This window comes from Ktedonosporobacter rubrisoli (assembly GCF_004208415.1).
Lineage (GTDB): Bacteria > Chloroflexota > Ktedonobacteria > Ktedonobacterales > Ktedonobacteraceae > Ktedonosporobacter > Ktedonosporobacter rubrisoli.
This window is the reverse complement of sequence record NZ_CP035758.1, coordinates 4,914,485-4,936,272: the sequence shown is the minus strand read 5'-3', so window position 1 is coordinate 4,936,272 and position 21,788 is coordinate 4,914,485. Positions and strand designations below refer to the sequence as shown.

Here is a 21,788-nt window from a genome sequence, read left to right as displayed (position 1 = left end):
GCCAGAAGTCGATTTACCCTTCTTGGATAATTATTCTTGCTCGATAACTATATCTAGCTGACTGCATGTTAGTCTGATGCTTAGGAAGGAGCAAGATAGGTGGAGCGACTCAGCAAATATACCAGGGAGGCGCGTCAGGCAATCACGTATGCTCGCGAAGAAGCACGGCGGCTGAGGCATAGGTTGGTGGGTACTGAGCATTTATTGCTTGGTTTGCTAAAGCTCAATGATCCTTTAATTGAAGGATTATTTGCGTCCCTACAGACCAGTACTTCGCGCATTGCTCAAGCTCTAGATTTTGTAGTAGGGCGTGGAGGTAAGGCGATTCTGAGCGAACCTACTCTGGATATGGCCGTAAGAAATGTGCTGGCTCGGGCTGAGGAGGAGGCCGCAGAATCTCAAGCTGATCTCATTGGGGTAGAGCATTTACTCCTGGGTATATTTTGTGAGCATGATAGCATCTCGGTGGGCGTACTTGAAAGCTTTGGCATTCGTCCTGAAGCAATTCGCAAACAATTAACGATCCTGGCCAGAGGCGACCATGAGAAATTGCGCCTTTCTGCACGTTATCAAGCCTGCTATAGCACAACACCTACGCTAAATCTTGTGAGCCGTGATCTGACGATGGCCGCTCTGGCAGGAACGCTCGATCCGCTAATCGGGCGTACTTATGAGTTGGAGCGTACCATGCAGATTCTTGCGCGGCGAACGAAAAATAATCCCGTGCTTATCGGTTTAGCCGGTGTGGGGAAGACGGCTATTGCTGAAGGGCTTGCCGTACGAATTATTCAGGATCAGGTGCCTGATGATCTATTACATTGTAGAGTCGTTGCTCTGGATGTCGGGCTGCTTACTGTCGGAACGAAGTTCCGGGGCGACTTTGAAGAGCGCTTGAAGCTCATTATGCAAGAGATCTTGAATGCGCCCGAGATTATCCTTTTTATCGATGAGCTTCATACCCTTGTGCATACTGGCGTCGCGGATGGATCAATAGACGCGGCCAATCTCTTTAAGCCTATGCTGGCGCGTGGAGAGTTTCGTTGCATTGGCGCTGCTACTCTCGATGAATATCGTAAGGCGATAGAAGCAGATCCGGCTCTGGAGCGCCGTTTTCAGCCAGTGCTGATCTCGGAGACAAACGACGAAGAGACGCTGGAGATATTGCGCGGCTTGTGCCCCCGCTATGAAGATTTTCATCAGGTGGCGATCAGCGACGCTGCTCTTGTCGCCGCTGTGCAAATGTCCTCACGTTACATACAAAATCGTTATCAGCCCGATAAAGCGCTAGATGTAATGGATGAGGCTGCGGCTTGTGTTCGCGTACGGCAGGCTGTTGTACCATGCAATATACAGCGGATGCGTGATGAGATTGCCATCGTTCAGCGAGAGAAGAACTATGCAATTAGTAGACAGAATTTTCTGCAGGCCGCCAGTTTGTTCAAGCGTGAGCAACAATTGCGTAATACGCTATGGTGGGCAGAGCAGAACTGGCAGGCTAATTCTTGCCGGCTGGACCCTCCGATTGTCACAGAGCAGGATATTGCAAGCATTGTGGCCAGGTGGACTGGCATTCCTGTAACGCGCATTACGGAGGAAGAAAGCCAGCGACTTCTCAACCTGGAACATGAACTGCAGCGAAGCGTAATAGGCCAGCCAGAGGCGGTCCATCTCGTCGCGGGTGCGATACGCCGCTCACGTGTGAATTTGCGCGACCAGCATCGCCCTATTGGCTCGTTTGTCTTTGTTGGACCAACCGGTGTTGGCAAGACGGAACTGGCTCGCGCCCTGGCTAAAACGCTTTTTGGGGATGAGAATGCCCTCTTCAAGCTAGATATGTCAGAATTTATGGAAAGTCATCATGTTTCTCGTTTGATAGGGGCTCCTCCGGGCTATATTGGCTATGAAGAAGCCGGCCAATTGACCGAGGCCGTGCGCCGGCGCCCATATAGTATTATCCTGCTTGATGAGGTTGAGAAGGCGCATCCCAAAGTCTTAGATCTTCTCTTGCAAATTCTTGAAGATGGCTTCTTGACAGATACACATGGGCAGCTTGTTGATTTTAAGCATACAGTTATCATCCTCACGTCTAATATTGGCACAGAGCGTTTGCTACAAAAGCCATGGACCTTGACGGCTTATCAAAAGGGGAAGTCGGAGCTCCAGGCTTATATGGGGCAGAAGCGTGCTCAAGTGCTGGCCTCCTTGCAAGAATTGTTGAGGCCAGAATTGCTCAATCGCTTTGATGAAGTAGTCATATTTCATCCTTTGGAGCAAGAACATCTCTATCAGATCGTCAGGATTATGATAGCGCAGATCCAGCAGCGTCTAAAAGAGCGCTCGATTCATTTGCAGATAACGGATGAAGCCGCCAGGCTCCTGGGCCGGCATGGCTATAATCCCGAGTATGGAGCGCGCCCTTTGCGGAGAGTAGTCAGGCAAATGCTTGAAGATATGTTGGCGGAGGCTATTCTTCAAGAGGATTTGGGGGCAGGCGATACAGCTTATGTAGATGTTATTGAAGGGATGCTTTGTCTGCGCATTGACTCTCAGATGCCTATACCTGCTAATATGCCGCTGCCTCCCTTAGAAGGGTATGATGTTGCTTAAGGCAAAATCAGGTTCCTCTACTATGGTGGATCTTGCGGAGCTAGTGGTTGCGCAAGCAATAGCGCTCGACTTTCTTTCGGCCCGTCTTTGGAATACTGCACCAGGTCCGTTTCGCCGCCCCTGGTTTTTGTAGAGGGTCTTCGTGGCCTCAAATGAAAAGAGAGGCCAGTGAATTGAAGAAGAGAGCACAATCTCTCTATACCCATAGAGAGATTTGCTGGCTGCTCCTTTTTCTATCTGGTTCTAGCGAGTTTTTAGCTCCCCTGATAAATGGGAAAATCAGTAAAGGACGTTGTTTATTGTACATAATTTAGTCAATATGTAGGCCCAATTAAGCAGTTCTTGGCAGAAGATGATGGATAGTATTGTAAAGTGGCGATAGTATATGTATGAAGATATGTAGCTATTTTGTGGGAAGGATGATGAAGCAAGCAAGAGGATAAATTTGTACAATGTAATAATGATGATGGGGGCTATAGCTTATGTCAAGTGATGGCATAGATGAATAAAAAACAAGAAGCCTTGCGGCTTTTTACAAGTACAAAGTATTTGAGTTTTTCAATGTATTATTTTCTGCTAAAAATGTAGTATACTGTTTTTGGCTAGCTACCTGGAAGATACTGTTCTGAGTTTAAAAAAATGGAACGAAAATCTTCTACTTTTTGTGCTGCATGAGTTGACGTTTTGGTTTTTAGCTGCTACCATAAAGATTAGAATAAGTATCGATGTGTCAGAAGTCTGGTCTTTTTCTGGGGCAGGCTTGTGAGCAGTTGAATTTTCGCGTTTGAGCTCTCACGAGCGACTCCCTTTTTTCCACGTGTCTCTGAGATGGGAATGGGTCTCCAGAAAGAGTTTGTTGGTGAACTTTACACGGCTCTGGGAGTGCTAGTCATTTTGTCTTCAAGTTTTTTGTCTGTCAATGGGTAAGATCGGCTTTCTATAGAAATTAGATTTATTTGCATATCGGTGATTGGAGGGAAGAGTGTGCAAGATGCTCAAAAATGGCGTGATTTGCTAGGGAAAATTATCAAGGACCCACAAGAGAAGCAGCGCATTGCCGGTGTGCTGGAGGTAAGTACTGTAACATTAGTCAGGTGGGCAAATGGCGAATCGAAGCCTCGCCCTCAGAACCTCCGTCTTCTCGTCAATGCATTGCCATCTCACCGTCAGACTTTGTTGGAACTGTTACCAAAGGAATTTGGCGCATCTTTTGCGGAGACCGTGCAGATAGACGATGCGGAACGTGAGATCCCTTCTACTTTCTATGCTCGTGTGCTGAATGCCTACTGCACGTTACCACGAATATTGCGCTTTAGCTCTGTGTGTGATGTGATATTGCAGCAAGCTTTGAAGCAGCTCGATCCCCATCGTGTAGGGATGGAGGTAACCGTTGTACAATGCATGTACCCTTCGGCTGACGGGAAGATTCGTAGTTTGCGCGAGAATATGGGTCGCGGAACTCCTCCCTGGAACAGGGAGCTGGAGCAGAAAATCCTTTTCCTGGGGGCCGAATCGCTGGCCGGTTACGTAGTGACCACCGGTCGACCTCTAGCCATTCAGAATCGTTCAGAAGGGCGGCATATGTTCCCTGCTCAGTGGGTAGAGTGGGAAGAGAGTGCGATGGCGTATCCAATTATGTTGGGAGAGTTGGTTGCTGGCTGTCTCCTGGTCTCCAGTACTCAGGCAAATTATTTTGTGATGGAGGCCCGTCAGAAGCTGATCCAATATTATGCGGAATTGCTTTCGGCAATTTTTGAGCCTGATGCATTCTATGATATGGGGCGCATCGAATTAGGGAGAATGCCACTCTATGAGGTGCAGCGCTCCTTGCTTGCCTCTTTCAGACATCGTACTTCAGAAGTTATGGTTCAGGATCATCTGAGCCTGATTGAAGCAGAAAGAGTGGTGTGGCAACAAATAGAAGAAGAGCTATTACGACTGTATATCATGGGTGAGAAATAAGCAAAACACCTGTAATCTAATCTCCTATTGCCTCTTGACCCATCACTTTATTGTTTCTATACTAGAAAAGAATTGCTTGGAGATACGCAGAGAGTAATTACGGTGGTCGGTGCGCCTCTATGCCTCTTCTAGATAGGAAGTAAAGGATGCCCAGGAAGCTTGTAGTTCGTTGGAAACCGTTGGCTTTGGGGGGATTAGTCTTATTTGGCCTGGCTTTGCGCTTATATGGGTTAGACTGGGACCAGGGGAATAGTTTCCATCCAGATGAGCGTCAGATCCTGTTTCACGTGACAGCGTTGTCCTGGCCCACCAACCCGGCTCAGTTCTTTGATGCGGCGCATTCACCACTCAATCCCCACTTCTTCGCCTACGGCTCGTTCCCGCTTTACCTCCTGGCTATCATTGGCAATATCCTGATCCGTTTTGTGCCTTCCCTCAATTCCCTGGCGGGCCTGACACTCGTTGGCCGGGCGCTCTCTGCGCTCTTTGATAGCGGAACAATTTTACTTACCGGCTGGCTTGGCTTTCTCCTGACAGCCAGGAACGGGCGCTCAAAGCGTGTGCACGCCTGGGGTGTAGCCTTATTGGCGGCTGCGCTGGTGGCTTTTACCCCTTTTCAAATACAACAAGCCCATTTTTATACAGTAGATACGGTACTGCTGTTTTTTGTTGTGCTGATGCTTCTTGCCTGCGTTGTGCTGATCGATACAGAAAAACCCCTCCTCTGGTCCCTTATCGCGGGAGCGAGTTATGGGCTTGCCCTTGCTACTAAAGTTAGTGCCGCACCTTTAGCTGTGCCACTTTTGGTAGCTGTACTCCTACGCTGGTATCGCGAGCGAGACCTATGGCTTGCCCTGGTGGATTTCTTATTTGCCGCCCTTGTTTGTCTTGTGGTATTTTTTGTGGCCCAGCCCTATGCCTTGCTTGACTGGCAGAATTTTATTTCGCAGGTGAGTGAGCAAGGAAGTCTGGCGCGTGGGACCCTTGACCTGCCTTATGTACGGCAGTTTGCCGGTACTACGCCCTATGTTTACGAGGCTCGGAACATGCTCCTTTGGGGCCTTGGCCTGGCATTGGGTGTAGCCGCTTTTGCTGGCTTGCTCTGGCTCCTCTGGCTCCTCTGGAAGAATAGGGCTGGTAGCTGGCTGGTAATACTCTCCTGGATTCTCGTCTATAGCTTGATTGTGGGTGGGTTTTACGTCAAATTCATGCGTTATATGCTGCCTGTCTATCCTCTAGTAACGCTGATAGCGGCGGCTGCGCTGGTGGCTTTTGCGAGTCACAGCCTGAAAATAGAGCAAGGAAAGCATATCGCCTTGAAGAAATTGTTGCCGGTGGTACGTATGGGCGCTCTATTTCTTGTGCTGGCAGGGACTATCTTCCAGGGATTGGCCTTGCTCAATGTCTATAGCCAACCCAATACACGTATTCAGGCCTCGCGTTGGATATACAGCCATCTGGCTCCCGGAACCGTTCTGACCTATGAGCAGTGGGATGATCCTCTTCCTGTCTCTATTGGAAGTGACAGCCCTATGCGCTATGTCCAGGCTACTTATAATGATGCAAACGGCCAGCCACAAACGGGCCTGAATCTCTATGGAGACGATACCGAAGAAAAGGCACGTCAGCTTGCCAGTATGCTCACAACCGCCAGGGCAATCACTATGCCTACTGATCGGCTTGATAAGTCGATTCCGCGCCTGCCCTCTCGCTACCCTTTGACTATCCGCTACTATCAGCTCCTCTTTAGCGGCCAGCTTGGCTTTCATCTTGCTGCGCAGTTTGAGAATCATCCGAATCTGCTTGGCATAACGCTTGATGATAGTGATGCCGATGAGAGCTATTCTGTCTTTGATCATCCGACCGCCAGGATTTTTGTGCGCGAGAATCCCTATCCCTATACAACTGAGCAACTCCTGCAAAAGTTAATGCAAGGGGTGCAATTGCCGGCGCCAGGAGCGCAGCTTTTACCAACTCAGAAATCCCTCCTCTTCAATGCACAACAAATAGAGCAGTATCAATCGTTGCCGCCGCTCAATGAGCAATTTCCTGTAGGAAGTATCAGCAATATGTTCCCGGCGGTCTTCTGGTGGCTGGCTCTATTGCTGCTCGGCTGGTTCCTGTATCCGCTGGCTTTCTGGCTATTTCATGTCTTTGGGGATCGGGGCTATATTTTTAGCAAGTTGCTAGGGGCTCTGTTGCTGGCTTACCTGGCCTGGCTGCTGGCATCTATGCATATCTTACCCTTCAGCCAGCTCTCGCTCTGGCTGGTGGCGGCTGTGCTGGCTCTGGCTGGTGGTCTGGCTTTTTTCCATCAACGGCAAGCAATGCTCGACTTCTTGCGTCAGCATTGGCGCAAACTACTCTTGTGTGAATTGCTCTTTAGTCTGGCTTATATTGCTTTTGTCGGCATTCGCGCCCTCAATCCAGATTTGTGGAATCCGTATATTGGCGGAGAAAAGCCAATGGAAGTGGCATTTCTCACTGCCGTGCTGCGCAGCCCTTATATGCCGCCGCTCGATCCCTGGTTTGCTGGTGGCTATATTAATTATTATTACTATGGCTATGTCATTGTTGGGGCGCTAATCAAGCTCACTGGCATAGCACCAACTACTGCCTTTAATCTGGCTATTCCGACGCTTTTTGCTTTGACCTTTAGTGAAGCTGTAGTGATTGTATATGTTTTCGCGCGAAGTTTGCCTATTGCCTTGCTGGGAGGCTATTTTGCGGCTTTGATCGGAAATTTTGACGGCTTTATTCAGCTGAAAGGGCAACTGCTAGCCTTGCTTGTGCATATACAGCCGCCAGCGTTTAACTACTGGCAAAGCAGTCGTATTATTCCCTTTACGATTAACGAGTTCCCTTTCTGGAGCTTTCTCTTTGCTGACTTACATCCCCATGTCATGGATATGCCTATTGCTGTCTTCATGTTGGGGATTATAGCCGCGCTGCTCTTTCCGTCTGGAGGAGGACAGCTTGTTAGCGATGGGAGATTTTCAAGGCGAGCATGGGGGCTGTATGCGTGCGCTGCTTTTGTCTTCGGCACGATTGCATGCGTGAATACCTGGGATATGCCTGTCTATGCTTTGTTATTGGCTGCTGCTATGGCTATCCGATTTTTACCGGGGATCTGGCAGATGCGCAGTTTCTGGCGCGCTGCTCTTGCGCTGTTGTTGACGCTGGCAGGCATATATGCTCTTGGTTACCTCTTTTATTTGCCCTTCTATATGTGGTATCAACAACTCTATGTCTATGGCTTAGGGCTGGTGACGCAAGGTACGACCCAGGGAGCATTTATGACCATCTTTGGCTTATGGATATTCCTGGCTGCAAGCTTCTTTCTGCTCGAACTGTACCGGCGCTGGATTGGACCTCGCTTAAGTTTGCGCTTTTCCTATAGCCAGATGAATAGCAGCTTATATGCTATAGTATATACATTGATCTGTGTGGCAATCCTGGGCGTAGTATTAGTGCTGGGGTTGAAGCTCTTTCTGGCTGTCTTGCTCCTGGCAGGCTGGCTTTTATTTGCGCAGAAGGTAAAGGTCTGGTTGAAAAATTTATCTGCGTTGGAGCAGACTTCGAGTATCGGCCAGCAGGTAACAGACAAAGTTATATTCCTTGAGCAAAAAACTCTCTATACATATTTGTTGTTGATAATGGGTGTAGGTATATGCCTGGGTATAGAGATTGTCTATATTCGTGACTTCATGAGTGGTGACAACGAGCGCATGAATACCGTATTTAAGTTCTCTATCCAGGCCTGGCTCTGTCTGGCTCTAGGAGGCGCTCTGGCTCTGCAGCATATATGGCATTGGCTCAGTGGTTTTGGCCGACGTTTTTGGTCTACTGGACTTGCTGCCTTAATTGTCTGCTGCTCTGTTTTTCTTATAGAGGGAACTACTGCTCGCATCTCTGACCATGAGCTCTGGGCGCTAACACAGCGACCAGCTGTAAGCGCGAACTATACGCCCACGCTTGATGGTTTTGCCTTTGTGCGTTCCTGGTATCCGGCTGATGCCGGAGCCATTCAATGGCTTAATACGCATGTTGCTGGCTCGCCTGTAATATTAGAAGCTGCGGCACCTCCCGGATTATCATATAAATGGTTTGGACGGGTCTCAGTCTTTACTGGTTTACCCGATGTGCTTGGCTGGGCGGATCATGAACAGGAACAGCGCTACGTGGATCAGGTCAATAGCCGTATGACCGATGTTGATATTATCTATTCTACGCCCGATGCCGCTCAGGCTAGCGCATTGCTGCATTTTTATCATGTGCGTTATGTCTATGTAGGCCCCTTTGAGGCGCAGACCTATGGGGCAGCTCGGCAAGGCTTAGACAAGTTTAAGCATATGGCCGGCTTGCGTGTTGCCTATCAGGCAACTGGGGTAACTATCTATGAGGTAGTCTAGAAAACCGCAGTAAAAGGCTCTTCCGAAAATATAGGATCTCCTGGTTATGTTAAGGGAACTAATGGGGTGACAGACACGTTACTACTTTGTACCTACCAGGGTAACCTTTAGCATGCCCTGCGCGTAATTCAAAAGAGTAATTTCTATTTAGAGAAGAATTATGTTCGAGTTATTTCAAATGTGGGCGCTTGTCGAAGTATTAGGATTAATATGTTTGCCGCTCACATTCTCTGTTTGCCATAATCTGCCGGATCGAGGATGGGCGTTTAGTAAAGCCCTTGCCGTTGCTGTGGTAGCCTTTATGGTCTGGTTTCCCTTAATGGTGTTGCGTTTCTTGCCTTTCAGTCGACTAACTATTATGGGAGCTGTACTTGTTGTATTGGCCTGTAATATAGTTGGCTTTGTGCGCCTGCGTCGCTCGATTATGAAAATGATCCGCCTCAACGGCGTATATATAATAGTTACTGAGCTCATATTTCTGGGAATGGTCTTCTTGCTGGGCTGGCTGCGCTCCTTTGGACCCGATATTCGTTCCTGGGAGATGTATATGGATGAGGGCTTTATTGCCGCGATTATGCGCAGCCCGCATTTACCTCCTAGCGATATGTGGTTCGCTGGCTATTCGATCAATTATTACTATTATGCTCATTTTACGATAGTGATTCTCGCCAAGCTATTGGGCCAATCACCTTCGATCGCTTTTAATACGGGTATATGCATCTTCTTTGGCCTGACTGCGACCAATCTGTTTGGGGTCACCTGTAATGTTGTATGCTGGGCCCGGCATTTACGCCTGCGCAAGCGGGCTAATAGCGATCTACAAGAAGAGCGCCCAGAAGATATATTGCTGTCTTTGTGGCGGGCGATACCCTTTGGGCTGCTGGCGGTAATGATGGGGCTCATTCTTGGCAATCTCGCGGCTACACAGCAATGGTGGAAGAATCACGGCGACTGGGCGCTTTACGATTGGGTAGTGCCTTCTCGGGTTATTGATAAGACGATTAACGAATTTCCCGCGTTTAGTTTTCTGCTTTCTTGCTTTCATGCGCATGTGCTGGCTTTAGCGTTTACGATTTTAGCCATAGGCCTGGCCTTTAACCTATTTTTAGCGCGCGATGGCCAGGGATTGTTTGTCTTTGGGCGCGGCTGGCGTCTGCCTTTAACTATTGGCTGTACTGCGCTTGTGCTGGGTGGACTCTTTACTATGAATGGTTGGGATTATCCTACTTATATGGGCCTGACGCTGGTATGTATTGCTTTGCAGCAGTGGATAACTTATCAGGCGCGCTTTAGCTTTGCCTTGTTGCTTGACATCTTTGCGGCTGGAGCAAGCCTTGTTGCGCTCTCGTTTCTTCTCTATATCCCTTTTTATCTAAGTTTTGTTTCACCGGCTCAAGGTATCGGCCTGGTAGCGGCAGCGGATCGTTCTCCGCTACACGATGAATTATTGATCTACGGACTTTTTGCTTTTGTCTTCCTTTCCTTGTTGGTGGGCAGCGTGGTCAGGCAGCCTTTATTTGCATTCTCTTCGCTTTGGGGAAAGAATGTAAGCAATGGCGCTGTACCGCAACGCTGGTTAAGGGTTGGTATCGGGTGTGCTGTGGCTTTCCTTATCCTGGCCTTGCTTTTGCTTATAGTCATGCCAAATGGCGCCACTTTTGTGCTGGCTGGCTCTATTGCTGTAATCAGTGCGGTGCTACTTATTTATAATATTGGCGATCGCTCTCATGCCTTTGCCTTACTATTGGGAGGGGCGGCATTTGCTCTCATTGCTGCCTGCGAGGTTGTGTTCCTGAAGGATGTCTTTGCTAATAATTATCCGCGAATGAATACCGTCTTTAAGTTTTATTTTCAGGCGTGGGCCTTGCTATCTATCTCATCTGGGGCAGGCCTCTTTTTTATCCTTGATAGCTTTCGCCCTGTCAGCGTGTCTTCTTCTGCTCAGCTCTGGTTACAGAGGGGAGTGCAGGGGCTCTGGGCTATGGGTTTGCTCGCGTTAATGCTTGCAGGCGCTGTTTATCCTTTGTCAGCACCGGAGGCGCGCTATGCTCGTATCAATCAGAAGACACATGAATATTACTTGCAGCGTACGAATAGCCTGGATGGACTGAGTTATCTAGCAACTGACCCGGCTAATCCAGGCGATTATGCTGCTATTCGCTGGCTTAATGAGCATGTGCAGGGTGATCCTGTTATCGTAGAGGCGATTGGCGATGATTATACGAATTATGCTCGTATCTCTGCCTTTACAGGCTTGCCGACAATTATGGGGTGGGTAGGCCATGAGTATCAGTGGCGTGTCAACTGGTTTAATCGGGATACTGCAAATTCTACAGAATTTAATCGCCGTGGGAGTGATGTGGATTTGATTTATACCAGCCCGAACCCCCAGATGGTTTTAGCCACTATGGCCCGTTATCATGCCCAATATTTATATGTTGGGTCTCTAGAGTATGCTAAGTATCCTACGGCCAATCTACGCCGCTTTAATGCCTTTATGCAGGTTGTCTATAATACTGGTGGTGTGACAATCTATAAGCTTAAATAGCGGCGCCTAAAATAGAGGATAGTCCAAGCAAAGAGGAGAGGTTCCATTGAAGAGTCATGAAACGGGACAGCACCCACCTGTACCTGCGCAGATTTCTCATATGCAGTCTGGCGATGAGGTAAAGACAGAGAGAGAAGAGGCATTCAAAACAGCTCCCGATCTAGTGCAAAAGCTAACAGTTCTGGCCGGTGAGCCAGCAGATCACGAGGTGATAGATCATGGGTACGATGTTGAGCCGCCTGTTGAGGAAGATCTGATTGAACCTGGCAGGCGGAAGCGCTTTTCTCTGCCCAGTAGGGAGCAAGTCCTGGCCTGGACACCTTTCCTGGCAGTGCTTCTTCTAGGTGCTATCTTGCGTTTTTGGGGGTTGGGTGATAAGCCTCTCCATCATGATGAGAGCTTGCACGCGTATTTCTCGCTACAGCTCATGCATAATTTAGAAAACTGGGCCGCTTGCTTCAGTGCTACCGCTTCGTGCTATCATTATGATCCGCTCTTGCATGGCCCGTTCCAGTTTCATGCGATCGCCCTGGTCTATAAACTGAGTCAACTGCTGGGTGCCCCGGATCAGGGAGTCAATACGACGACTGTACGCATTGCGGCAGCGCTGCTGGGGACGGTGATAGTGGGCTTGCCCTACTTTCTGCGCGATTATCTTGGCAAACTGGGAGCGTGGTTAGCCTGCCTGCTGCTGGCGATCTCGCCCTCGATGGTCTATTTTTCCCGCTTCGCCCGCGAAGATATCTACATGGCCTGCTTTACCCTGCTGCTGGTGGTAGCCACGGGTCGCTATATTCGTGAGCGCAAGCTGGGCTGGTTGGTGCTGGCGGCCGCCGGGTTCATGCTCTCCTATGCGACCAAGGAAGCGACGTTTTTGACGATGGCCATCTTTGGCTCCTTTGTGGGGGCTTTGCTGGTCTGGGAGCTGGGAGTGCGCCGCCCGTGGGCCTGGGGAGCCGTGGGAGAGCCGCGAGAAGGCGGGAGGCGGTGGCAGCCAAGGAGTTGGGGACCGCTGCTCTTGGGACTCTACTTTGTGGTGCTGGCCATCGTGGCCAAGGTCTTCTTTGGCTGGATGAAGGAGCTTTCTGCCTACAGCAATGATCCACGCACCGGGGTGATAGCCGATGGGGTAGTCCAGCAGCTTAAGACGGTGACGGTGGGGTTGGTTCCCTGGGTAGGTATTGTGCTTGGTTGCTATGTGCTTAGCATCCTCTTGCGTGAGATGCTGGGGAGGATGCCACTGCCGGGACAGAGCCGGCTGGCGCGTTGGGTCAAGCGGGAGGAGCAGCCGGTGTTAGATACGCTGCTGCATCTGCCCTGGACGCACTGGTTCTTTGCGCTGCTGACGGCCTGGGCGATCTTCCTGCTCTTATTTACGGTGCTTTTTACCAACATTCGTGGAGGCATTGGCGATGGGATCTGGCAGGGGTTGTACTACTGGTTGAAGCAGCAGCAGGTAGCGCGCGGGGATCAGCCCTGGTACTATTATCTGTTGCTCATCCCGCTCTACGAGCAGGTAGGGGTAGTCTTTGGACTGGTGGGAATGCTGCGCTGTGTGCTCAAGCCGAGCCGATTTCGTTTGTTTGTGCTCTACTGGTGTGTGGGCAATGTGTGCATCTATTCGTGGGCGGCTGAGAAGATGCCCTGGTTGATGATCCACATGACCATGCCTCTCATGCTGCTGGCAGCCATCGGTCTGCAGCCTGTGGTTGGTACGCTTTTGGAGTTGATCAAGGGTTGGAGGACAAAGCAAAAACTAGTCACCTCCTCAGCGCTCGACGGCAATGCTCTAAGTGAAAAGCTGCCAGTGGCAAGAGCTTTTTCTGCTCCAGGTCTGCGGGCCAGAGGAATAGCGGTTGCAAGCTTTGTACTGGCCATCCTGCTCCTGCTACCGACGCTGCACAACATGTATGAAGTCAACTATGTCCATGCCGCCGATGGTCCCCATGAAATGATGGTCTATGTGCAGACGACCACTGATGTCAATCTTGTCATGGCCAAATTAGATGCCCTTGATAAAAAGCTCTACGGCGGCAAACGCGAGATACCTATCGGACTAGTAGATGATGCTACGTGGCCTTTTGCCTGGTATTTGCGGGACTATAAGCACGTATGTTTCCAGTTTCCCACTGGTTGCCCGAGCATCGCCCAGAATATTCCAGTGATTATTACTGGCGGTGATAATCTAGCTAATTTCGAGGCAAAATATGCTAGTAACACGTCTCAGCCGCGCTATCTGGTACACCAATACCATATGCGTACCTGGTGGGACGAGGGATATAAGCCTCCCCCTTGTATTCCTGATGCGACCAATAAGTGTGTTGGCCAGCCGACCTGGGGAGGTGTGGGACCACTTCTCTGGCTGAGTTATGGAGATACGCCACCGCCCGGGGCGCACTTTGATCTGGGCCTGGCCGTGAAGAATGTCTGGCAATGGTGGTGGGAGCGTAAGGCGATAGGTAGCACGACTGGCTCTTATGATATGGGGCTGTTTATTCGCGAAGATTTGGGAGTTACTCCTTGATGTAAACTTTCTACTGCCTGGCAGCTGGCAGATAAATCGCGCGGAACCGAGCTTGCTGACCATCCTGAGCTCCAGGGGCATTGTGGCTCAGCTCAACAAACTGCGCTTAACAGGATTGTGCTGTACTCGGGGGCTGAGTCTTTTACCATAGTAGAGGCATCACAAGATTCTCGCGATCTAACGATTGGTGTGCTTAAAAAATGGATTTTTTTGATCTTGCGAAAGTGAGAGTATTCATTTGAATGATTCGGATGAAAAATTAGGCGGGGAAGGTATACAAATAGATGCAAGTATAGAGCATGAGGAAGAGGCTAACATGGATGCTGTTTCTTCCTCTTCTTCACAGATGGAACCTGAAGAAAAACCTTTCGTAAGGCTAGCATGGGGCAAATTCATCAGGCCTTCAAGAGAGCAGTTACTTACTGCTCTCTTTTTTTGGGCGGTCATCTTGCTTGGCGCTGTACTGCGTTTCTGGGATCTTGGTTCCCGGCCACTGCATCATGATGAGAGCCAGCACGCGTATTTTGCTCTTTTCCTTATGCATAATATGGAGCATTGGAAGCAGTGTTTTACGGCGGCCATACCATGTTATCGCTATGATCCGCTCTTGCATGGCCCGTTCCAGTTTCATGCGATCGCCTTGGTCTATAAACTGAGTCAACTGCTGGGTGCCCCGGATCAGGGAGTCAATACGACGACTGTACGCATTGCGGCAGCGCTGCTGGGGACGGTGATAGTGGGCTTGCCCTACTTTCTGCGCGATTATCTTGGCAAACTGGGAGCGTGGTCAGCCTGCCTGCTGCTGGCGATCTCGCCCTCGATGGTCTATTTTTCCCGTTTTGCCCGCGAAGATATCTACATGGCCTGCTTTACCCTGCTGCTGGTAGTAGCCACGGGGCGCTATATCCGTGAGCGCAAGCTGGGCTGGTTGGTGCTGGCGGCCGCCGGGTTCATGCTCTCCTATGCGACCAAGGAAGCGACGTTTTTGACGATGGCCATCTTTGGCTCCTTTGTGGGGGCTTTGCTGGTCTGGGAGCTGGGAGTGCGCCGCCCGTGGGCCTGGGGAGCCGTGGGAGAGCCGCGAGAAGGCGGGAGGCGGTGGCAGCCAAGGAGTTGGGGACCGCTGCTCTTGGGACTCTACTTTGTGGTGCTGGCCATCGTGGCCAAGGTCTTCTTTGGCTGGATGAAGGAGCTTTCTGCCTACAGCAATGATCCACGCACCGGGGTGATAGCCGATGGGGTAGTCCAGCAGCTTAAGACGGTGACGGTGGGGTTGGTTCCCTGGGTAGGTATTGTGCTTGGTTGCTATGTGCTTAGCATCCTCTTGCGTGAGATGCTGGGGAGGATGGCGCTGCCGGGACAGAGCCGGCTGGCGCGTTGGGTCAAGCGGGAGGAGCAGCCGGTGTTAGATACGCTGCTGCATCTGCCCTGGACGCACTGGTTCTTTGCGCTGCTGACGGCCTGGGCGATCTTCCTGCTCTTATTTACGGTGCTTTTTACCAACATTCGTGGAGGCATTGGCGATGGGATCTGGCAGGGGTTGTACTACTGGTTGAAGCAGCAGCAGGTAGCGCGCGGGGATCAGCCCTGGTACTATTATTTGTTGCTCATCCCGCTCTACGAGCAAGTAGGGGTAGTCTTTGGGCTGGTGGGAATGCTGCGCTGTGTGCTCAAGCCGAGCCGATTTCGTTTGTTTGTGCTCTACTGGTGTGTGGGCAATGTGTGCATCTATTCGTGGGCGGCTGAGAAGATGCCCTGGTTGATGATCCATATGACCATGCCTCTCATGCTGCTGGCAGCCATCGGTCTGCAGCCCATGGTAATCAGATTATACAATTTTGTTGGGACCTGGGCTAAGCGTAGCCCAACCGTGGAAAGCGATAGCCTGGTACGCCCTGCTTATGCAAGCAATGGTATGCTGTGGAGAACACGTTGGCGCTCGGCTGGTGCGATCTTTGCAGTCCTGATGGCCCTCGTATTGCTCTTACCGACGCTGCACAACATGTATGAAGTCAACTATGTCCATGCCGCCGATGGTCCCCATGAAATGATGGTCTATGTGCAGACGACCACTGATGTCAATCTTGTCATGGCCAAATTAGATGCCCTTGATAAAAAGCTCTACGGCGGCAAACATCTGCTCCCAATTGGGGTTATGCCTTATGCTAACTGGCCTTTCCAATGGTATTTGCGTAACTATATCAACGTATGCTATGACTTTCCGACTACCTGCCCGGCCTTTGTCTCCGTAACGCAGGTGATTATTGCTGGAGACGATGATTTAACCTCTGCTCTGCCTCAATATGGCGGTACTCCGAAAAATCCAGGGGCTTACAGTTTGCAGATATATCATATGCGTACCTGGTGGGACGAGGGATATAAGCCGGCGCCCTGCCTTCCTATGAGAAATGGTCAGTGTGTGAGTCGGTCGATCTGGGGACGGGTAGGTCTCGGGCTCTGGCTGAGCTATGGTGATACGCCACCGCCGGGGGCGCACTTTGATCTGGGCCTGGCCGTGAAGAATGTCTGGCAATGGTGGTGGGAGCGTCGAGCAATTGGTGATACCAATGGGAGCTACAATATGGGGCTATTTATACGCAATAATCTGGCCACCTCTCCATAGAATAATCTGCCCGCCTAGCTTGTCTATCTGGCTAGCCAGGCGGGCAGATACTGCAGCAAAGTTTTGAATATCTCGGCCGTGCCTTCCACAAAGATTTGCTGTTTACCTATTTAGGCGACCACCGCGGCCAGGCGCCTTACACCTTCCTCGATTTGTTCAGGGGTGAGGGCACAGAAGGGCAAGCGAACGAAGTTCTCTCCCAGGTGCTCATGATTCTTGCTGCCGTCGAGCGGATCAGCAAAGAAGCCTCGGCCATCTGTAAGAATCAAGCCAGCCTGTTTGGCGCGGGCGAGTAGATCGCTATAATCGTTCTGCTCAGGAAGCGTAATGCTTACAAAGAAGCCTCCTTCTGGCTCGGCAAAGGCCACATTGGGCAGATAGGTCTTGAGAGCCTGGACAATTGCTTGTAAGCGTGGGGCATAGAGCTGCTTTAAGCTCTCTAAATTCGAGGCGAAGTAGCCGCGCTTGTGAAACTCGACCACGGCAGCCTGAGTAGGTAGCACCGGCGCAAGTGTAGTATCCTCAGCCAGGGCTGTCAGCTTTTTCACCAGCTCTACAGGTGCGACCAGATACCCAACGCGAAGCGCAGGACTGATCAGCTTACTGAAGGAACTGACAGTGATGGTATGTCGATCATCTAAATCGCGCAGGAGCGGAATAGATTCACCCTTGTAACGCAAAGTACGGTAAGGGATATCTTCAACCAGCCAGAAATTGTGGCGCGCGGCTAAATCGACGAGGGCCTGGCGTTTGGCGGCTGATGTGGTAACTCCAGCGGGATTCTGAAAGTCGGGCACAATATACATAAAGGCCGGCGTTTGTTGAGCCAGGGCTTTTTCTAGAGCTTGTAGATTGACCCCATCATGTTCCAAGGGGATACCAATTACTTTGGCCCCGCGACGGCGGAACGTTTTAATCGCACGATCATAGCTGGGCTGTTCAACAAGCACAACGTCTCCCGGCTTAATAAGCAAGGCCGAGAGCAGATCCTGGAGGTGAAGTGAGCCGTTACCAACCAGGAGCTGATCGGCTGATACCGCATATTGCTCGCTTAGTAAACGGCGTAATGGTAGGTAGCCCCCATTATGGCCATATTGCAAAATAGAGCGGCCATCCGGGCCTTCCAATACCGCTTGTAAACACGTACTGATGAGTTGGTTGGGTAAGGCCTCAACTGCTGGAACGCCTCGGGTAAAGAGGATCGGTTCACTGCCACCCTGGCTAGTACTTTGCATTAGATCTCCTTTGGTTAGCTTAAGTAGAGATACTTAAGCCCGCTTAAGCTGCAAGTTCGAATGGAATTATCTTGATGGTCATTATTAAGAATGGACCATTACTATTTTACCTTGTAGGTCACTTGCCGCCAGCTTTCGATGAGCGTCGGCTGCTTGTGCTATAGGTAAGGTATCTGCTATGAGTGGAGCAATGGTTTTGGCGGCGATCATTTGCAGGATGTGATGCTCATTTTCGATGGTGGCGTGAATAGAGCCTCCCCCACCGATGACGCGCACCCGCTTCAGGCGCCATGCCTGCGTATCTACTTCTGTCTGCTGGCCTCCAAGGTTGCCTACCAGAATAATACGCCCATCTGGCGCGCAGGCCTGGATGCTGGCTGGCAGCGTGGTACCAACTAATTCGAGAACCAGGTTGACGCCTCCTACGGCCTGCAGCATCTCGCCAAGATCTTGCTCGCGATAATTAATCACTTGATCGGCGCCTATTTTGCGCAGGGCCTCAGCTTTTTGCGCAGAACCAGCCGTCGTGGCCACCCATGCCCCGGCTTGTTTGGCAAGTTGAATGGCCAGGGAGCCAACGCCACTGGAGCCGGCCCAGATTAATACCCGCTCGCCCTTTTGTAAATGGCCCAGATCAAATAGACTGCCCCAGGCTGTAGAGGCGGCCAGCCCAGCCGCTGCGGCCTGTTCAAATGTTACTCCTTCGGGAATGCGCACAAGTTCAGATGCAGGAACCGCTATGCGGCTCGCATAGCCACCACCGCCGCGAGCGGCAAGGGCGCGTGTTGTCAGAACGCGCTCGCCTGCGCGAAATCCCTTGGCATCGTTCAGTACGCTTCCAGCTGCCTCCAGACCTGGTATAAAGGGAAGGGTATCTACAGGTCTGCTCCCATTGCGCTGGAAAAGATCAAGCCTGTTCACTGTCGTAGCTTTTACCTCGATAAGAACATCATTTGGGCCAGGGGCAAGATCCGGTACTTCCTGGACTTGCAGCACGTCGGGATCGCCATAGTGAGCAAACTGGACTACCTTCATCTAAAAATATCTCCTTACTACTGCTACTACTCTCTAGAGAGAATGGAGGCTATTTCCATTGTATGCATATCGTCTTTCCTTTGCAATCTTGTAGTGGAGCGCGAATTATTGGCAGGATATACGAAACAAGCACGCGCTATTCTGTCAGGCATAGAGCTATAGAGTGTAGCGCGCTGCCAACGTATATGAAGCGACAAGGATTAGCTGGGGACAGTGATGTTCTTATCGAGCCAGCTAGTAAAGCTAGCCACGCTGGTGAAGGTTGCAAAGGGCCTGGCTGTACTCAAATTGTGTATCGTTGCAGTCTCAGCCCAGCCAGCACCGAGCGGTAACACGCCGGCAGCGATGGATTCTAGTATATCGCTCCCCGAGTCACCGATATAGGCTGCGTGGGTTGGCTCTATATCCCAATGGGTAAGAATTTTCTGCATGGCTGAAGATTTGATTATAGCTCTGGTATCTCCAGCCTCTACCAGATCGAAGTATTTTTTCAGATCCAGGTATTTGAGCGTAAAATCGGCTGTATAGGCGCATTTGCCGGTAACGATGCCCAGGGCAATACGCGTTCTTTGAGCAGGTCCAGCGCGTTTACAATGCCAGCAAAAGGCTCTGCGCATTCGTGATGGAGCTTTTCATATGTCTCTAGATAAAGTTTAAAGGCCAACTCCCAGCGATCGGGCATAGTTTTTTGAAAGATGCCATCTTCAGTCAGGCCGAAGTGGGATGTTATCTCTTCGTCTGTGAGTATGTTGCCTTGAAGTTCTTGCCATACGAGGCGATATGACTTGATGCAGAGAGGAATAGTATTGGCAAGGGTTCCGTCGAGGTCAAATAATATACCTTTAATCTTCATTAAAACTCCGAAAAAATTGCTTGATAAATAAGACTATAGGACTTTTGCTTTAATCATACCACAAGCATATGCCAGCGAGTCGCAAGTAATGTGAGTTATCCTGCCTGCTCGCGCGTAAATAGGGGATGCGCTCTCCCACTATGTATGGCCTGCAAAGTGCTTTTTCTCTTGTCCCAAGCTAGCTTTGTGCTCTGCACAGCTTTGAGGAAAACTAAGCAGAAAATTTGTTCTTGAAATTAGAACATATGTTTTATATAATGGAGATACGCGAAAAAGAATGATACTGTAGGCTGTTTGTGTGGTTCATGGAAGCATACATATAGGGAATTGATAATGAAGCTCATAACACAACTAACGGTAATTTCTGTGCTGGTACGAGACCAAGAAGAAGCGCTGCATTTCTATACGGAGAAGTTGGGCCTGGAGAGACGCGTCGATGTGACGTTTGGTCCTGGCTTGCGCTTGCTGACGGTTGCTCCTCCTGGACAAAGTAGGCCTGAGATTGCTCTGGCAAAGCCTGACATCGCTTTGTATGGCGAAGAACGGGTCAAAGAATTAATAGGAAATGTTAGTCTGAGGACGGCTTGCATGTTCTCGACTGATAATTGTCGGAGGATGTACGAGCTGTTAGTTGCGCGCGGTGTCAAATTTGTGCAACCCCCTACACAGCAGCTCTATGGACTGGAGGCCGTTTTTGAAGATCTGTACGGCAACAAGTTTTCCTTATTGGAAGCAAGTCCAGAAATACGCTCGTTGTTCGAAAAACATTATGTGGTAGCGGCGGCCTGAGTATAATCGCTGCCCACAGCTAGCTTAAGCCGCCATAATAACTATCTCTATTGAGACCATACAGCGATCACTGTATGGTAGAGGAGGGCTATATGCGCATGTTGCAGGCAGCTGATCCGATTGAGGAGATTAATGGACGAGAGAGTACACGGGCCTCACACGTTATGGCCGTAGAGCGGGTCATTCAAACAATGCGGGAACAACTACAAGATGCTCTTCTGTTGGAAGATATGGCTGATATTGCCTGCTTAAGCCCGTTTTACTTTAACCGAATATTTCATCAGGTGATTGGGATTCCGCCGGGAGAGTTCCTTTCAGCTTTGCGCCTTGACACTGCTAAACGGCTTTTGTTGACTACTTCTTTAAGCGTGACTGATGTTTGCTTTGAAGTGGGTTACAATGGCCTGGGCTCATTTACTACTCGCTTTACGCAGTTGGTGGGAGTTCCACCGCGCCATCTGCGCTACCTGGTTCAGAACATGAATATGGATGCTAAGAAATCCCGCCAGGCCTATTCTACAAATCTATGGCCTATGCTGAGCCACACTGTCTCAGGCTATGTCTATGCTCCAGGCCCATTTGAAGGAAACATTTATCTTGGCCTCTTCCCTAAGCCTATTCCTCAAGGGCGGCCAATACGCTGCACTATGTTAACTACTCCTGGCCCTTATTCTATTGACCGTGTGCCTAATGGGAGCTACTATCTGCTTTGTGCCGCTCTACCGCACTCAAACGATCCTTTAAGCTATTTGTTGCCAGATGCTACTACCCAGGTGGCTATTTCGGGGCCGTTGATCATGGAAAATGGGATACTGCAGGGCACTGCCGATGTCTTCTTGCGCTCCCTGCGTAAGACTGACCCTCCTATAGTCACTCTTTTATCCTTATAAGCCGGAAGGAGAAAACTTTAGCCCTTTTATGCTGTTTCCTTTCCACTAAATCTGGTTGTAGATTTCTTTCCTGCTAGCAGGAACGTGGATATTCGCCTAATTTATGAAGAACAATTAGGCGTTTGTCACGTATGGCTGGGATTTCGCCCCGGTGAAACAAGCGCTTGGCTGGGAAAAAGCCTCTTTAAAGGGCAGAAATGCTTAACTGGCCTGTGAGTGAAGAAAGATAAAAGCCTTAAAAGTGCGCGTTTTGTAGAAAGATAGGCAGGCGCTAAAAGTGCTATTAAGCGGCTTCCAGCACGAAATCAGC

The 21,788-nt window shown here is 50.1% G+C and carries 10 protein-coding genes and 1 pseudogene; 8 read left to right on the top strand and 3 right to left on the bottom strand.

From position 1 onward, the window contains the following. The first annotated feature begins 99 nt into the window (after positions 1-99). From EPA93_RS21540 to EPA93_RS21515, 6 genes are all read left to right on the top strand, one after another. Positions 100-2,607 (top strand): ATP-dependent Clp protease ATP-binding subunit, encoded by a 2,508-nt coding sequence (locus tag EPA93_RS21540; RefSeq protein WP_129889491.1) that lies wholly within the window; start codon positions 100-102, stop codon positions 2,605-2,607. A 984-nt stretch (positions 2,608-3,591) separates the two neighbouring features. Further along, entirely contained in the window at positions 3,592-4,569 is a 978-nt protein-coding gene (locus EPA93_RS21535) for a GAF domain-containing protein (RefSeq protein ID WP_129889490.1), read from the top strand. Positions 4,570-4,715: 146 nt separating this feature from the next. Beyond that, complete coding sequence (locus EPA93_RS21530) at positions 4,716-8,981, top strand: DUF2298 domain-containing protein (protein WP_129889489.1); 4,266 nt, start codon at positions 4,716-4,718, stop codon at positions 8,979-8,981. 160 nt (positions 8,982-9,141) lie between these two features. Further along, complete coding sequence (locus EPA93_RS21525; protein WP_129889488.1) at positions 9,142-11,529, top strand: DUF2298 domain-containing protein; 2,388 nt, start codon at positions 9,142-9,144, stop codon at positions 11,527-11,529. 46 nt (positions 11,530-11,575) lie between these two features. After that, positions 11,576-14,053 (top strand): flippase activity-associated protein Agl23, encoded by a 2,478-nt coding sequence (locus tag EPA93_RS21520; RefSeq protein ID WP_129889487.1) that lies wholly within the window; start codon positions 11,576-11,578, stop codon positions 14,051-14,053. Between the two features lie 316 nt (positions 14,054-14,369). Beyond that, positions 14,370-16,676 carry a flippase activity-associated protein Agl23 gene (locus EPA93_RS21515; RefSeq protein WP_129889486.1) on the top strand — a complete coding sequence of 769 codons (2,307 nt, stop codon included), beginning with the start codon at positions 14,370-14,372 and terminating at the stop codon, positions 16,674-16,676. A 110-nt stretch (positions 16,677-16,786) separates the two neighbouring features. Here EPA93_RS21515 and EPA93_RS21510 read toward each other — a convergent pair whose 3' ends face one another. The 3 genes and pseudogenes from EPA93_RS21510 to EPA93_RS51025 all read right to left on the bottom strand — a co-directional run bounded on the left by EPA93_RS21510 (position 16,787) and on the right by EPA93_RS51025 (position 19,799). Further along, the gene (locus EPA93_RS21510; RefSeq protein ID WP_129889485.1) at positions 16,787-17,911 is read right to left on the bottom strand and encodes an aminotransferase-like domain-containing protein; all 1,125 of its coding nucleotides are present in this window, start codon (positions 17,909-17,911) and stop codon (positions 16,787-16,789) included. 84 nt (positions 17,912-17,995) lie between these two features. Continuing rightward, complete coding sequence (locus EPA93_RS21505; protein WP_129889484.1) at positions 17,996-18,946, bottom strand: quinone oxidoreductase family protein; 951 nt, start codon at positions 18,944-18,946, stop codon at positions 17,996-17,998. 200 nt (positions 18,947-19,146) lie between these two features. Then, positions 19,147-19,799 (bottom strand): annotated as a pseudogene (locus EPA93_RS51025) (HAD family hydrolase). 333 nt (positions 19,800-20,132) lie between these two features. Here EPA93_RS51025 and EPA93_RS21490 point away from each other — a divergent pair. Both EPA93_RS21490 and EPA93_RS21485 read left to right on the top strand, forming a co-directional pair. Next, positions 20,133-20,588 (top strand): VOC family protein, encoded by a 456-nt coding sequence (locus tag EPA93_RS21490; protein WP_129889481.1) that lies wholly within the window; start codon positions 20,133-20,135, stop codon positions 20,586-20,588. 92 nt (positions 20,589-20,680) lie between these two features. Beyond that, complete coding sequence (locus EPA93_RS21485; protein WP_165423304.1) at positions 20,681-21,478, top strand: helix-turn-helix domain-containing protein; 798 nt, start codon at positions 20,681-20,683, stop codon at positions 21,476-21,478. The last annotated feature ends 310 nt before the right edge of the window (positions 21,479-21,788 follow it).

Coding starts and splice junctions, on each gene's coding strand:
- EPA93_RS21530 (WP_129889489.1), top strand. CDS start 4,716: ATGCCCAGGAAGCTTGTAGTTCGTTGGAAACCGTTGGCTTTGGGGGGA.
- EPA93_RS21525 (WP_129889488.1), top strand. CDS start 9,142: ATGTTCGAGTTATTTCAAATGTGGGCGCTTGTCGAAGTATTAGGATTA.
- EPA93_RS21515 (WP_129889486.1), top strand. CDS start 14,370: ATGGATGCTGTTTCTTCCTCTTCTTCACAGATGGAACCTGAAGAAAAA.
- EPA93_RS21510 (WP_129889485.1), bottom strand. CDS start 17,911: ATGCAAAGTACTAGCCAGGGTGGCAGTGAACCGATCCTCTTTACCCGA.
- EPA93_RS21505 (WP_129889484.1), bottom strand. CDS start 18,946: ATGAAGGTAGTCCAGTTTGCTCACTATGGCGATCCCGACGTGCTGCAA.
- EPA93_RS21490 (WP_129889481.1), top strand. CDS start 20,133: ATGAAGCTCATAACACAACTAACGGTAATTTCTGTGCTGGTACGAGAC.
- EPA93_RS21485 (WP_165423304.1), top strand. CDS start 20,681: ATGCGCATGTTGCAGGCAGCTGATCCGATTGAGGAGATTAATGGACGA.